Source organism: Rhizobium sp. BG4 (assembly GCF_016864575.1).
Classification (GTDB): Bacteria; Pseudomonadota; Alphaproteobacteria; order Rhizobiales; family Rhizobiaceae; genus Rhizobium.
Genome location: NZ_CP044125.1, coordinates 597,029 through 611,716, shown reverse-complemented (window position 1 = coordinate 611,716; position 14,688 = coordinate 597,029). Strand labels below are relative to the sequence as shown.

At 62.3% G+C, this 14,688-nt stretch carries 12 protein-coding genes and 1 tRNA gene; 5 read left to right on the top strand and 8 right to left on the bottom strand.

Going from position 1 to position 14,688, the window contains the following annotated elements; all coding sequences use genetic code 11:
- Positions 1 to 17 precede the first annotated feature (17 nt).
- Entirely contained in the window at positions 18 to 1,385 is a 1,368-nt protein-coding gene (locus F2982_RS03270; RefSeq protein ID WP_203429212.1) for an MATE family efflux transporter, read from the top strand.
- 212 nt (positions 1,386 to 1,597) lie between these two features.
- On the opposite strand, the gene F2982_RS03265 is transcribed toward F2982_RS03270, so the two are convergent.
- The 8 genes from F2982_RS03265 to F2982_RS03230 form a co-directional block, all read right to left on the bottom strand.
- On the bottom strand, positions 1,598 to 1,753 hold the full coding sequence (locus tag F2982_RS03265; RefSeq protein WP_165402613.1) for a hypothetical protein: 156 nt from the start codon (positions 1,751 to 1,753) through the stop codon (positions 1,598 to 1,600).
- Between the two features lie 87 nt (positions 1,754 to 1,840).
- A complete protein-coding gene (locus tag F2982_RS03260) occupies positions 1,841 to 2,677 on the bottom strand; it encodes a helix-turn-helix domain-containing protein (protein WP_203429211.1) in 837 nt (278 codons plus the stop codon).
- A gap of 38 nt (positions 2,678 to 2,715) precedes the next feature.
- Positions 2,716 to 2,892, bottom strand: a complete 177-nt coding sequence (locus tag F2982_RS03255) for a DUF1127 domain-containing protein (protein WP_246777537.1) — start codon at positions 2,890 to 2,892, stop codon at positions 2,716 to 2,718.
- A gap of 142 nt (positions 2,893 to 3,034) precedes the next feature.
- A complete protein-coding gene (iolB, locus tag F2982_RS03250; protein WP_112719600.1) occupies positions 3,035 to 3,829 on the bottom strand; it encodes a 5-deoxy-glucuronate isomerase in 795 nt (264 codons plus the stop codon).
- Positions 3,830 to 4,040: 211 nt separating this feature from the next.
- On the bottom strand, positions 4,041 to 4,961 hold the full coding sequence (gene iolE, locus F2982_RS03245; protein ID WP_203429209.1) for a myo-inosose-2 dehydratase: 921 nt from the start codon (positions 4,959 to 4,961) through the stop codon (positions 4,041 to 4,043).
- A gap of 198 nt (positions 4,962 to 5,159) precedes the next feature.
- Positions 5,160 to 7,010 carry a 3D-(3,5/4)-trihydroxycyclohexane-1,2-dione acylhydrolase (decyclizing) gene (gene iolD / locus F2982_RS03240; RefSeq protein ID WP_203429208.1) on the bottom strand — a complete coding sequence of 617 codons (1,851 nt, stop codon included), beginning with the start codon at positions 7,008 to 7,010 and terminating at the stop codon, positions 5,160 to 5,162.
- 202 nt (positions 7,011 to 7,212) lie between these two features.
- On the bottom strand, positions 7,213 to 9,147 hold the full coding sequence (gene iolC, locus F2982_RS03235) for a 5-dehydro-2-deoxygluconokinase (protein WP_203429207.1): 1,935 nt from the start codon (positions 9,145 to 9,147) through the stop codon (positions 7,213 to 7,215).
- Between the two features lie 92 nt (positions 9,148 to 9,239).
- The gene (locus tag F2982_RS03230; protein ID WP_203429206.1) at positions 9,240 to 10,115 is read right to left on the bottom strand and encodes a MurR/RpiR family transcriptional regulator; all 876 of its coding nucleotides are present in this window, start codon (positions 10,113 to 10,115) and stop codon (positions 9,240 to 9,242) included.
- Positions 10,116 to 10,324: 209 nt separating this feature from the next.
- On the opposite strand from F2982_RS03230, the gene F2982_RS03225 reads away from it, so the two are divergent.
- The 4 genes from F2982_RS03225 to F2982_RS03210 all read left to right on the top strand — a co-directional run bounded on the left by F2982_RS03225 (position 10,325) and on the right by F2982_RS03210 (position 14,589).
- Entirely contained in the window at positions 10,325 to 11,437 is a 1,113-nt protein-coding gene (locus F2982_RS03225; protein WP_203429205.1) for a Gfo/Idh/MocA family oxidoreductase, read from the top strand.
- 76 nt (positions 11,438 to 11,513) lie between these two features.
- Positions 11,514 to 12,731: an FAD-dependent oxidoreductase gene (locus tag F2982_RS03220; RefSeq protein ID WP_203429204.1), complete on the top strand. Its 1,218-nt coding sequence runs from the start codon at positions 11,514 to 11,516 to the stop codon at positions 12,729 to 12,731.
- A gap of 84 nt (positions 12,732 to 12,815) precedes the next feature.
- Positions 12,816 to 12,905, top strand: a tRNA-Ser gene (locus F2982_RS03215).
- Between the two features lie 559 nt (positions 12,906 to 13,464).
- A complete protein-coding gene (locus F2982_RS03210; protein ID WP_203429203.1) occupies positions 13,465 to 14,589 on the top strand; it encodes a porin in 1,125 nt (374 codons plus the stop codon).
- The last annotated feature ends 99 nt before the right edge of the window (positions 14,590 to 14,688 follow it).

Here is a 14,688-nt window from a genome sequence, read left to right as displayed (position 1 = left end):
ATAGCCGGACTCCATCGATGAAACCCGTATCCGCAACCAATCCGTTTCTGACCGCGCCGCTGCCCAGGGTCTTTGCCCGCACGGCAGCGCCGATCATTCTCATCACCACCATCAACGGCCTGTTTGCCGTGGTGGACGCCTATTTCCTCGGCGCCTATGTCGGCGCCGGGGCACTTTCGGCCGTCACCCTGATCTTCCCCGGCCTGATGATGGTCGTGGCGCTGCAATCGCTCGTCTCGAACGGCATGGCGAGCATTCTCGCCCGCGAGCTCGGCGCCGGTAACCGCGATGCCGCGCGCCGCACCTTCGCGGCCGCCCATGCCCTGGCGATCGCCGTCGTCCTCATCGTCAACCTGATCTACTGGAGCGTCGGCTGGCGCATCGTCGGCAATGCGGCGGCAGGCGATCTCGCCGTCGCCGAAAACGCCCGCACCTTCATGGGCATCATGGTGGGCGCAGCACCCGTCGCCTTCTTCCTGTCGCTCAATATCGATGCGTTGCGCAGCGAAGGACGGATCGGCTTCATGACGCTTGTCATGCTGGCGGCATCCGCCCTCAACATCGCCGCCAACTGGTTCTTCATGGCGATCCTGCATTGGGGCGTTGCCGGCTCGGCGCTCGGCTCGGTGCTGGCGCAGGCGATCTGCCTGATCGCGGTGCTCGTCTACCGCTGGCGAAACGCCGCGGCGCTGCGGCCGGCCACAGGCTTCCCGCTCTCGGACTGGAAGCCGATCCTGGCGCTCGGCGCGCCGATGAGCCTCGGCTTCATCGGCATCTCGCTCTGCTCGGCCGCCGTCATCTTCAACCTGTCGATCTGGGGCGAGGGGGATTATGTCGCGACCGTCGGCGCCTACGGCATCATCACCCGCGTCATGACCGTCGCCTACCTGCCGCTGCTCGGCCTCAACATCGCCTTCCAGACGATCGCGGGCAATAACTACGGGGCGGGGCTTAGCGATCGCGTCGGCCGCAGCCTGCAGATCGCGCTGATCTCGGCGCTCGTCTATTGCGCCGGCGTCGAACTGATCGTCGAACTCTCGGCAACGCGCCTCGGCCACATCTTCGTCGCCGACCCCGTCGTCATCGCCGAAGTGTCCCGCATCCTGCCCTGGACTGTCGGCGCCTATTTCCTGTTCGGCCAGATGATCGTGCTGTCCGGCTATTTCCAGGCGATCGGCGATGCCAGACGGGCGGCGATCTTCGGCCTGTCGCGCGCCTATCTCTTCACCCTGCCGCTGACCTTCCTCCTGCCGCACGCCTTCGGCGAGATGGGCATCTGGATGGTCCCGGTCTTCGCCGAAGCCTGCATGTTCATGCTCGCCTTTGCGGTGCTCGCGCGGAATGCGCGGCGGATGGGGTGGCGGTATGGGTTGTTGCCGGTGTGAATAGGGTGCTGCCCGAGAAGGCGGTCGGCGAGGTGTTGTAGCGCTCACCCCACCCACCCTCATCCCCTGTGCTCGTCACAGGGATCCAGCCTGCCCAAGTCCTTGGCAGGAAAGACTCTTCTCGCCGCGCAGACGCACGGCGGCTGGATTCCTGTGACATCCCGTGGGCGCAGCCCTAAGGGCACAGGAATGAGGGGGCGAGGGCCTTACCCTCAGTCCTTCTTGCCCGCCGTCGCCGCCGTATCGGCCTCCTTCAGCGCCTTGGCGCATTCCTCGCAGCAGACTTCGACGGTCGTGCCGCCGAGCTTGACGCTGATGGCGTCGTGGCCGAGTTCGCAGTCGCAGGCGGCGCATGTGGTCTTCTTCATCGTCCGATCCTCCGTTGGTGATCCCGTTCGGGACAGGACCATAGAACCACCGGAGGCACCGGCCTCGCTGTCGAATTCTTTAGCGACTTATCGCGGACGAAGCCGTGCCGCACGCTGGAATTCGCCCGGCGTCTGGCCATAGGCCTGGCGGAAGGAGGAGGTGAAATGGCTGTGGCTGGAAAAGCCGAGATCGAGCCCGAGCGCCGTTAGGTCGTCGTACTGGCCGAGCAGATCAAGCGCCCGGGCAAGCCGCAGCCGCAGCTGATAGCGATAGAGCGGCGTCGCCTCCACCTGCTGGAAAACCTGCGTGAGATAGACGGGCGAGACGCCGACTTCGGTGGCGATTTCCGCCAGCGTCCAACGCCTTGCGAGATCGGAGGAGAGCACCAGCTTGGCGCGATCGACGAGCTTCTGCCGCCCGGTGGTCGCGGCTGCCGCATGCGAGGTCCGTTCGCCGAGCGAGCGGCGCACGAGCGTCAGCGCCAGCGTTTCCGCTTCCAGCGTCTCGGCCGCATTCTGGCGCAACCCGTGACGGAGGAGCGCGACGAGCGCCTGCGCCCGCGGATCGATCCGGCGGCGCTGGCGGCGGAAGCCGAAAAGCTCGCCCGCCTGGATCTGGTCACGGGGCGCGAGTTCGGCAAGCAGGGCATCGTCGACGGACAGATCGATGCAGGCATCGCCGCCATCGACGGGGTGGCTGATCTGGTAGCCCTGGCCGGCATTGAAGAACAGCATCTGGTTGGCTTCCGCCACCGTATCGTTGCGCCCGACATGGCGCATGAAGACGCCGCGATAGGGATAGACCAGGCTGGTCTTGTGGGCGCATTCCTCGCCGCTGCGATGACGGCATTCGCCATTGCAGACAACGTCGCGGATGGCGACGGTGTCCGTCTTCAAAAGCAGCGCTGTCGAAAATTGCGGCATCACATCATCCGGAGATTGGAAAGGCACACTAGCACAGTTCAGTCGCGGCAATAGACGTGCACGTCACTTTCGGTCTGGTAGCGCGAAAGCCCTATATCCTTCAGCTGCGCATCGGAGAGTTCCATGACGGCATTGAGGTTGCGCCGCTCCCTGAGCTTGCGCGCCGTCCAGCGATAGAAGGAGAGGAGAATGGCCAGCAGGCGCGATTGCGCCATCTGCGGCAGGCGGCCGTCGCGGCCGGAAAGGAGGGTGGTCGAGCCGTGCATGATATTGCTCCATCGCTGTTGTTTCGATGGAGGCAGTCAACCATGTGCACGGCTCGCCCGCTGTCAGATTATTTAGCGATCGAGCGGCAGATTATTTCAGCAGCCACTCGTGCTCCGGCGCATTGTAGAATTTCCACACGCGCTTCGGACCGGCCATGACGTTCAGATAGTAGAGGTCGTAGCCATGCGTTGCGGCGCAGGGGTGGTAGCCCTTCGGCACCAGCGTCACATCGCCGTCTTCGAGCACCATGGCCTCGTCGAGCGACCGGTCGTCGGTATAGACGCGCTGGAAGCCGAAGCCCTGCGGCGGGTTGAGACGGTGGTAATAGGTCTCTTCCAGAAAGCTCTCGTTCGGCAGATTGTCCTGGTCGTGCTTGTGCGGTGGATAGGAAGAGGTGTGTCCACCCGGCGTGATCACCTCGACGACGAGCAGCGAGTGCGCCGATGCATCGTCTTCCGGCATGATGTTGTTGACGTAGCGGACATTGGTGCCCTTGCCGCGGGTCAGCGCCGGATGCGTGCCCGGCGGGATCGCCTTCGCCTCATAGGTGCCACCGCCGGGGGCCGAGCAGACGGCAAGCTCGAGATCGGTCTCGGCCGTCACCGACCAGGCCGATTCCATCGGAATATAAAGGGCGTGCGGCGCACCGTCGAACGGGCTCATGCGCTCGCCGAGCGTGCCGAAATCGCGGGTGCCTGAAGATGCCTTGCCCTTACCGCTGACCCAGACGAGGCAGACCTCGCGCTCACCGGTCTCGCCGGACACGGTCTCGCCGGGTTTCAGCCGGTGCATGTCGAAACCGACATAGGTCCAGCCGGCGCTTTCAGGCGTCACATGCGTGACGCGGCCGCTGGTGCCGGAGGGTTTTACCTTGAGGTTTGGCATTGGTGTTTCTCCTCGATCTTATGAACTGAGGGTGCGCCCACCCCCTCTGTCCTGCCGGACATCTCCCCCACAAGGGAGGAGATCATCTAGGGGCGGCCACTCGCTCTACTCTCATTGTCTGGCGAAAACCTGCCTGCGAGTCGATCTCCCCCCTTGTGGGGGAGATGCCCGGCAGGGCAGAGGGGGGTATCACGCCCCACGGCTCTCGCGTTCAAGCCCCCTTCGGGAAACCTTCCGTCTCGACCGTGTAACCGGCCGCCGTCATCACCCGCATCAGTTCGGCATGGCCGATCTCGGCCATCTTCTGCGGCGGTGCCTTGCGCGGATCCTGCTCGGCCTCGACGACGAACCAGCCTTCGTAGCCGTGGTCGGCAAGACGCTGGACGATTGCGGCGAAATCGAGCGAGCCATCGCCGGGAACCGTGAAGGCGCCGAGCGCCACCGCGTCGAGGAACGACTGCCTGCTGCGGTCGAGACCGTCGACGACAGGCTTCCGGATGTCCTTGACGTGAACGTGGTTGATGCGGGCGTGGTGATTGTTGATGGCGCGCAGCACGTCGCCGCCGGCAAACGCCAGATGCCCGGCATCGAGCAGCAGCGGAATGCCGGCGCCCGAATTCTTCATGAAGGCGTCGAGTTCCGGTTCGGTCTCGACTACGGCCGCCATGTGGTGGTGATAGGAGAGCGGCATGCCCTGATCGGCGCACCATTCGCCGAATTCGGTGACGCGGCGGCCATAGGCCTTCATCTCGTCATCGGAAAGGCGCGGCTTGGTGGCGAGCGGCTTGGAGCGGTCGCCCTGGATCGAGCGGCCGACTTCGCCATAGACGATGCAGGGCGCGTTGACGGCCTTGAACAGCTCGATCATCGGCGCGATGCGATCCTTGTTGGCCGCAAGTTCCTCGTTGACGAGCGTGCCGGAGAACCAGCCGCCGCAGAGCGTCACGTCGGCGGCGCGCAGGATCGGCAGCATCTCGCCGGGATTGTTCGGGAAGCGGCGGCCCTGTTCCATGCCGGTGAAGCCTGCACTGCGCGACTGGCGCAGGCATTCTTCGAGGGACACGTCGTCGCTGAGCTCAGGAAGATCGTCGTTCCACCATGCGATGGGCGACATGCCGAGTTTGGCCTTCATTGCAAATTCTCCTCGTCATTCTTTTAAATCGGTGAGCCCGGAGCCCCCTCATCCCCGGTGCAAAACTTGCACCTGACTGCCGGCACCTTCTCCGCGAGGGGAGAAGGGATTTGCCGCGCCGCCTCCGTTCCCTTCTCCCCAGCGGGGAGAAGGTGCCCGTAGGGCGGATGAGGGGGCTCCGGGCTCTAATCTCTCAAATCAACCAGCCCGCTGCGCCGCACGGGCCTTCAGATAGGCCTCATGCGCCTTGTTGACCTCGCCGCGCGGGCTGACTTCGGGAACTGCGACATCCCACCAGTGGCCGCCGGCCTCAGTGGTGATCAGCGGATCGGTGTCGATGACGAAGACCGAAGTGCGGTCGTTCTTCTTCGAATCGGCGATCGCCTTTTCCAGTTCGGCAATCGAGGACACCTTGACGGCGACGGCGCCCATCGCTTCGGCATGGGCGCGGAAGTCGATATCCGGCATGACCTCGTGATAGGAGTCCTTCAGGAGGTTGTTGAAGTTGGCGCCGCCGGTTGCCATCTGCAGGCGGTTGATGCAGCCGTAGCCGCGGTTATCCAGCAGCACGATGTTGACCTTCAGGCCCATCATGACGGAGGTCGCGAGCTCAGAATTCAGCATCATGTAGGAGCCGTCGCCGACGAGGACGAAGACCTCCTTCTCGGGATGCGCCAGCTTGGCGCCGAGACCGCCGGCGATCTCGTAGCCCATGCAGGAGAAGCCATATTCCATGTGATAGCTGCCCGGCGCCGTCGCCGGCCACAGCTTGTGCATTTCGCCGGGAAGACCGCCCGCAGCGCAAAGGCCGATCGCCTTTTCGAGCTCGATCGAGCGCGTCACGGCGCCGATGACCTGCGCGTCGGAGGGGAACGCCGCATTGGTGGAGGCCATCGCCTTGTTGGCAGCATCCATCCAGATGTTCTTTTCCTTTGTCGCCTTCTCGGCAAGTGCTGCCGGCGCCTTCCAGCCGGAAAGTCCCTTGGACAGTGCCTTCAGCCCTTCGCGGGCATCGGCGACCAGCGGCTGCGCGTCATGCTTGACGGCGTCGTAGGCGGCGATGTTGAGGCCGAGCATCTTCAGCTTGTCGTTCTTGAACAGCGCCCAGGAGCCGGTGGTGAAGTCCTGGCAGCGGGTGCCGACGGCGATGATGAGATCGGTCTCCTCAGCCAGCGCATTGGCGGCAGACGTGCCGGTCACGCCGACGGAGCCGAGCGCCAGCGCGTGGCGCTCGTCGATCGCCGACTTGCCGGCCTGGGTCAGCAGAACCGGAATGCCATGCGCATCCGCAAAGGCCGCGAGCTCCTTGGTCGCCTGCGAATAGAGCACGCCGCCACCGGCGATGATGACGGGCTTTTCGGCCGTCTTGATCAGCGCGATCGCCGAAGCCAGCTCATCGGCATCCGGCTGCGGTCTGCGGGTAGACCAGACCTTCTCTTCGAACAGGCTTTCCGGATAGTCGAAGGCTTCCGCCTGGACGTCCTGGCAGAGCGACAGCGTCACCGGGCCGCAATCGAGCGGATCGGTCAGCACCTGCATGGCGCGCTTCAGCGCCGAGATGATCTGCTCCGGGCGGGTGATGCGGTCGAAATAGCGCGACACCGGGCGGAAGGCATCATTTGCCGAAACAGTGCCATCGCCGAAATCCTCGATCTGCTGCAGCACCGGATCGGGCGCGCGGTTGGCGAAGACGTCGCCGGGCAGGAAGAGAACCGGAATGCGGTTGACATGCGCCACACCGGCAGCCGTCACCATGTTCAGTGCGCCGGGGCCGATCGAGGTCGTGCAGGCCATGAAGCGCTGGCGGAAGCTTGCCTTGGAAAAGGCGATCGCGGCATGCGCCATGCCCTGTTCGTTATGGGCGCGATAGGTCGGCAATTCGCCACGCACCTGATAGAGCGCTTCCCCCATGCCCGCCACGTTGCCATGGCCGAAGATCGCCCAGACGCCGCCGAAGATCGGAACCTTCTTGCCGTCAATGACGGTCATCTGCTTCTTCAGGAAATGCGCAACAGCCTGCGCCATCGTCAAACGGATTGTCTTACCCATCGGGTCCTCCCGAACCTTCGCTCTGTCTCTTCCCCTCCCCAACCCCTCCCCACAAGGGGGGAGGGGCTAACCCGTCGGGCTCTCCGCGCTTCATCGCAACGTTGCGTTCGCGAGAACGCTGATTTGCGAAGCGAGGCGGTGCCTCAAGTTAAGTCCCTCCCCCTTGTGGGGAGGGGTTGGGAGGGGTTTAATCCTCAAACCTTCAATTCAGCCCGCGCGTCTTCAGCCAGGCTTCCGTCAGCTGGCGGAAACGTCCCGCCATATCCGATATCGCGTCCTCGTCGCTCATCTTGCCGGACAGCCAGCCACGGGCGGCATCGGCAAAGATCGTCCGGCCGACGGCAAAGCCCTTGACCGACGGGGCGGCAAGCGTCGCCTCGAAGCCCTTGAGCAGCTCGTCCGCAGGCGCCTCGAGCCCAAGCAGCACGATACCGCGGCACCATGGATCATTTTTGGCAATGACGGCGTCGATCTTCTTCCAGGCAGCGCTCGAAGCCTGCGGCTCGAGCTTCCACCAGTCCGGCTTGATGCCAAGTGCGTAAAGCTCTTCCATTGCCGTCGAGACGGTATCGTCGGTCAAGGGTGCGTTCTTACTGGCGATGATCTCGACCAGCAGCTCGCGGCCAACCTTGCGTGCGGCCTCGAACAGCGTGCGCAGTTTCTGCTGCTGCTCGGCCTTCAGTTCCGCCGGATCATCCGGGTGATAGAAGCACAGGCACTTGATGCAATGGTTGAGCGGCCATTCGACCAGCTGCGAGCCTATATCCTGGCTGAATTCGAAGCGCAGCGGCTTCGAGCCCGGCAGTTCGACCGGCCGGCCGATCCAGGAGAAATTCTTGGTCGCGGCATCGAAGAAGGCATCGCGGCCGAAGCGCTCGTCGATCAGCATGCCGTAGCCGCTGCGCTTGTTGGCAACGCGGGCGGCAGCCTCGACGGCCAGCCGCTTGAAGGCGACGATCTGCTTGTAGTCGACGCCGAGTTCGTCGCAGACGCTGGTCAGCTGCGAACGATGATCGATCGCCAGCGCCATCAACAGCGGGATGTCGCCCTTGCGGGTCGACGCCCAGTGAATGTGATTGATCGCCTCGTCCTTGCGCAGCGCACGATGTTCGCTGCCCTTGGTCAGGAAGAAGTCGAGCTCGGCCCAGGTCGGATATTCGGGCGAGCAGAGGAGGCGGGAGACGGCGAAGGCGCCGCAGGCATTCGCCCAGGTGGCGCAGGTCTTCAGCGGCTCGTCCTTCAGCCAGCCGCGCAGGAAGCCGGACATGAACGCATCACCGGCGCCAAGCACGTTGAACACCTCGATCGGGAAACCCTGGCCGACAATGCCGTCTTCCAGGTTGTCGCTGATCGGGCCGTCATAAACGACGCAGCCCATGGCGCCGCGCTTCAGCACGATGGTCGCCGGAGAGACGCGGCGAATTTCCTTCAGCGCCGCAAGCACGTCGTCGGCCCCTGATGCGATCAGGATCTCTTCTTCCGTGCCGACGATCAGGTCGCAGTCCGGCAGCGTTTCCTTCATCTTCGAGGAGACGCGGTCGGACTTCACATAACGCTCGAAGCCCTCGGCATGACCGGCAAGACCCCAGAGGTTCGGGCGGTAGTCGATGTCGAAGATCACCTTGCGGCCATTCGCCTTGGCGATACGGATCGCCTTGCGCTGTGCCGCCTCGGTATTGGGGCGGGAGAAATGCGTGCCGGAAACAAGAACGGCGCGCGACGACTTGATGAAGTCCTCGTCGACATCGCCTTCATCGAGCGCCATGTCGGCGCAGTCCGAGCGGTAAAAGATCATCGGCGAAACGCCTTCGGCCTCGACCGCCAGAAGCACGAGCGCCGTCAGCCGCTCCTTGTCCGTCGTGATGCCCTTGGTCTCGACGCCTTCGCGCGCCGACTGCTCGATGATGAAGCGGCCCATCTGCTCGTTGCCGACGCGGGTGATGAGGGCGGACTTCAAGCCGAGTCGCGCCGTGCCGATCGCGATATTCGCCGGGCAGCCGCCGACGGACTTCGCGAAAGAGCCGATATCCTCAAGCCGCGTGCCGATCTGCTGGCCGTAAAGATCGACGGACGAGCGGCCGATGGTGATCACATCGAGAGCTGCCTCGGGCTGCGAACCCGGATTCGATTGTACCATAGTATCCTCCCGCTCATTTTTGTGCGGCGTCCAGCGCCTGCGAATTGGCAATAATGAAACAACGGTTCCGTCTTGTTGTCAATTCGGAATGTTTATTCCATTTTGCTTTTCGCAGGCTTTTGGCTCTGTGTTTTGCGCCGCCGCTCCGCGATGGCGACCGGAAGCGCCATCGTCAGCGCCATCGAGGCCGAGAGCGAGCGGAAACCGGCGAAATCGGCCTCGGCAACCTCGAACCAGCAGGTGGCGCGGGACGCGAGCGGCGAAAATGCCGAATCGGTGATTGCGATGACAGGCACGCCGCGATCCGCAAGCTCCTCCGCTTGCGAAAGGCTGTCGGCCGCATAGGGCGAGAAGCTGGCAGCGATCGCCGCATCCTTCGGCGTTGCGAACTGCACCATCTCAAGGTCGACGCCGTTCGGCGAGGCGACGATCTGGTGGCGAATGCCGAGCTTCGAAAACGCGTAGGTCATATGCGCCGTCAGTGGATAGGAGCGGCGCTTGGCGATCAGATAGATCGTGTCGGCCGCGGCAAGGATATCGACGGCGCGGGTAAACGTCTCGCTCTGCACGGTCGCGGCCATGCGGCTGATCGACTGGCTGGCCGCGCCGATGAAGCCGGTGAGCAGATTGGCATCCTCGTCATCGCCGCCGGATTGCTCCAGCGTCACCAGCCGCTCTTCATAGCTCAGCGTGCGGTCGCGCAGGCGCTCGCGGAAAATGCTCTGCAGATCCGAGAAGCCCTCATATCCCAGATGATGCGCCAGGCGTACCAGCGTCGACGGCTGCACTTCCGAGGCGGCCGCAATGCTCGCCGTGGTGCCGAAGGCAATTTCGTCAGGATTGCTGAGTGCAAAGGCCGCGACCTGCGCCAGGCGCTTCGGCATGCTCGCCTTGCGTTCGATGATGGTGCTGCGCAGGCTTTCGAAATCGCGGGGCACGCGCGTCAGCGTTTTTGCGTCTTCATCCATGCGAACAACCCAAGAAATGAAACATATATTCCATAATCGGCACCATAAATGATTTCTCCCGTCGATCCTAATTGTTTTTAATATGCTGAGTTTTCAGTATTTTAGACATTGAAGCGGGTCGAATGCCGCAAATTTCGCAACATTAGCACCTTGTCAAAATGGTCTAAATATTCCAAAAATCGCCTCGCTTTCGGAGGAGGATACGCAAAATGAAGCCACTTGGCATAGGTCTGATCGGTACCGGCTACATGGGCAAGTGCCACGCGCTGGCCTGGAACGCGGTCAAGACCGTCTTCGGCGATGTCGAGCGGCCGCGTCTTGTGCATCTGGCCGAGGCCAATCCCGAGCTGGCGAAATCCCGTGCCTCCGAATTCGGTTTCGAGAAGGCGACGGCCGACTGGAAGGCGCTGATCGCCGATCCCGAGGTCGATGTCGTCTCGGTCACCACCCCCAACCAGTTCCACGCCGAAATGGCGATTGCGGCGCTCGAGGCCGGCAAGCACGTCTGGTGCGAAAAGCCGATGGCGCCCGCCTATGCCGATGCGCAGCGCATGCTCGAGGTCGCCAAACGATCCGGCAAGGTCGCGGTTCTTGGCTACAACTATATCCAGAACCCGATCATGCGCCACATCAAGGCGCTGATCGAGGAAGGCGCGATCGGCACCGTCAATCACATCCGCGTCGAGATGGACGAAGACTTCATGGCCGATGCCGATGTCTTCTTCTATTGGAAGAGCGAACTTTCGGCCGGCTATGGCGCGCTCGACGACTTTGCCGTCCATCCGCTGTCGCTGCTCTGGTATCTGTTCGGCCATGTCGAGGCAGTCATTACAGATATGGTGAAGCCCTATGCCGACCGCCCGCTGAAGGAAGGCGGCCGCCGCGCCGTCGAGAATCACGATGCGGCAAACGTGCTGATGCGCCTCGGCGGCGGTATTTCCGCCGTGCTGATGGCCAACCGCGCCGCATGGGGCCGCAAGGGTCGCATTGCCCTGCAGATCTACGGCTCGAAGGGCTCGATCGCCTATGATCAGGAGCGGATGAACGAATTCGATCTCTATCAGGCGACGGGCCGCGGCACCGAGCAGGGCTATCGCAAGATTCTCGCGGCCCCCGCCCACCAGCCCTATGACCGCTTCATCCCGGCGCCCGGCCACGGTCTCGGCTTCAACGATCTGAAGATCATCGAATGCCGCGAGCTGATCCGCGCAATATCCGGTGAGCCGTCGTCCTTGGTCACATTTGAAGACGGTCTTAGGATAGAGAAGTCTGTTCACGCCATGGCACAGTCGTTCCACGAGCGCCGCTGGATCGAGATCTGAGACAGTCTCTTCCTGTTGACGGCGCAAGGGGCGGGGACTACCTCTCGCCTCAATAACGAATGCAGGGAGCGGGACCGTGACGGACAGACTGGTAATCATCGGCGCAGGGCAGGCAGGCTTCGCCATGGCGGCGAAGCTGCGCGCCCTGAAGGACACCCGCCCCATCACCATTCTCGGTGCCGAGGACGTGCTGCCCTACCAGCGCCCGCCGCTCTCCAAGAAATATCTCCTCGGCGAGATGAGCTTCGACCGCCTGCTGTTTCGCCCGGAGCAGTGGTACCCGGATAATAACGTCGAGATCCGCCTCTCGACCTGGGTCGAGCAGATCAAGCGCGACACAAAGCAGGTGGTGCTGCAGGACGGCTCCTCTATAAAGTATGGAGCGCTGGCGCTGACGACAGGCTCGACGCCGCGCAAGCTGCCGGCTTCGATCGGCGGCGATCTCGAAGGCGTCTATGTCGCCCGTGACAAGCGCGATGCCGATCTGCTTGCCGGCGAAATGCGCCCGGGCCGCCGAGTCCTTATTATAGGCGGCGGCTATATTGGCCTCGAAGCGGCGGCCGTTGCCCGCCATCTCGGCCTCGAAGTTACCGTCATCGAAATGGCCGACCGGATCCTTCAGCGTGTCGCCGCCAAGGAGACGGCTGACATCATCCGGGTGATTCACGAAACCCACGATGTCGTCATCCGCGAAAAGACCGGTCTGAAGCATCTGATCGGCGCCAACGGCCGCGTCACCGGCGCAGAACTTTCGGACGGATCGGTCATCGACATCGATTTCGCCATCGTCGGCATCGGCGTCGTCCCGAACGACCAGCTCGCCAAGGAAGCCGGTCTCGAAGTCGCCAACGGGATCGTCGTCGACGAGTTCGCCCGTACCTCCGATCCCTCCATATATGCTGCAGGCGATTGCGCCGTGCTCCCCTGGCAGGGCGGCCGCATCCGCCTCGAATCGGTGCAGAACGCCGTCGACCAGGCCGATGCCGCAGCCGCCGTCATCGCCGGGGGCAATGCTCCCTACGATCCGAAGCCGTGGTTCTGGTCGGATCAGTATGACGTGAAGCTGCAGATCGCCGGCTTCAATCTCGGCTACGACCAGACGCTGCTGCGCCCCGGCGCCCGCGAAGGCGCCCATTCGATCTGGTATTTCAGGAACGGCCAGTTCATCGCCGTCGATGCGATCAACGACGCCAAGGCCTATGTGACGGGCAAGAAGATGCTGGAAACCGGAATCAACCCGGACAAGGCCGTTCTGGCCGACGCTTCGGCCGATCTGAAGCAGCTGTTGGCATAAAGACCGCGAGACTGTTGATCTCGACTGTGAAAAGCCGAAAAACCGCTTGCTTCACCAGTCGAATGACTCTATCAGGCTCGCACCGGAGAGGTGGCCGAGTGGTCGAAGGCGCTCCCCTGCTAAGGGAGTATACCCGAGAGGGTATCGTGGGTTCGAATCCCATCTTCTCCGCCATCCTTCTTAGAGATTTCCCAGCATCGAATTCTGAATCGTCCGCCGCGAATCCTTCCGGCGGATTTTGTCGTTGATGGAATCGAATTCAGCGCGGTGCAGAATCAAAATCGGGAATCATCGGCGCCGGTCAGTGATTCACCGCGGCTCGGCAAGCTTCGAACTGCTTCGCTGCAGCATCGGCACCTTTATAAGCAAATCACGAAAAGCCCCGAATCCGGCGGAAAACCGGTATCATTGCGGCACATATCGCCGGTTTCTCCACATGCTCTATAGCGCTAAACCCCTGCAAAACCGGGAGTTTCTTAACGAAGTATAAAGAAGCCGATGGGGCGTATGTCTATTTTGTGTCCTTTGAGCAACAGGGGTCTGTGAAGGCAGATGCAAACAGCACAAAGGTGGCAGTTGGTGATTGCGTGACGGACGCCGTCTTGTATTTTCAACCTCGGAAGCGAGGGCGGTTGATCGTCCGACTTCTTGAAACATGGGGATGGGGCAGGGAACGCTGCTCTAACGGCGAAAAATCCCAGACCCGATCGAAACTTTGAATTGGAGGTCACCAATGACAATCAAGAGCCTTCTTCTCGGCTCCGCTGCTGCTCTGGCAGTAGTATCTGGCGCACAGGCTGCCGACGCAATCGTCGCAGCTGAGCCGGAAGCAGTAGAATACGTTCGCGTTTGCGACGCATACGGCACTGGCTACTTCTACATCCCGGGCACCGAAACCTGCCTCAAGATCGAAGGCTACGTTCGTTTTGACGTAAACTTCGGCTTCGGCGATGCGTTCGACAACGACGGCGGCGAAGACTGGAATGCCAAGACCCGCGGTCAGGTTCAGTTCACGGCTAAGAGCGACACCGAATACGGCCCGCTCACCGGCGTAATCGTTTACCAGGCTAACTACACGGGCGGCGGCGCTGCTTCCACCAACGAGACTGTTCTCGACACCGCATACATCGACATCGCTGGTCTGCGTGTCGGCCGTATCTACAACTGGTGGGACGATGACTTCTCGGGCGAATTCGACGTAACGAACTCCGGTTCGACGGGCTTCAACTCGATCCGTTATCAGTATGAGTCTGGCGACTTCTACGCTGGTATCGCTGTTGAAGAGCTCGGCGGCAACGCCGGCAATGCCTCGCAGTTCAATGGCATCAAGGGTGGTGTTGCAACCTCGATCGCTGCTGGCACCGTTGACCTGCAGAACAGCTCGAACAACGTCGGTATCGACGTTGCTGTCGGCGGCACTGCTGGCGCCTTCACCTATCAGGTGATCGGTGGCTACGACGTCGACGCTGAAAACGGCGCAATCCGCGCTCGTCTGACGGCTGATGTTGGTCCGGGCACCTTCGGTATCGCTGGCATCTGGTCTTCCGGCCCGAGCCAGTACTACTTCAACGGTGAATGGGCTATCGCTGCTCAGTACGCTATCAAGGCAACCGACAAGTTCACGATCACCCCCGGCGTTCAGTACACGGCTAACGTCGATCCGGAAGCCCTCACCGCAGCTGGCGGCGACGGTTGGGACGGTGGTCATGAGTGGCGCGCTGGCGTAACGCTCGACTACCAGATCGTTGAGAACCTCTCCACGAAGCTGGCAGTCACCTACGTCAACCACGACTCCGACCTCACCGGCGGCGACCTGGATGGCGTAACGGGCTTCTTCCGCCTGCAGCGTGCATTCTAATCTGATCTGACTTCGGTCTAATCAGGAAAGCCCGGCTCTTTGAGCCGGGCTTTTTGTATTGCGGGTATTGCTGCGGGCTTAGTTCGTTAGAAAAGGCGT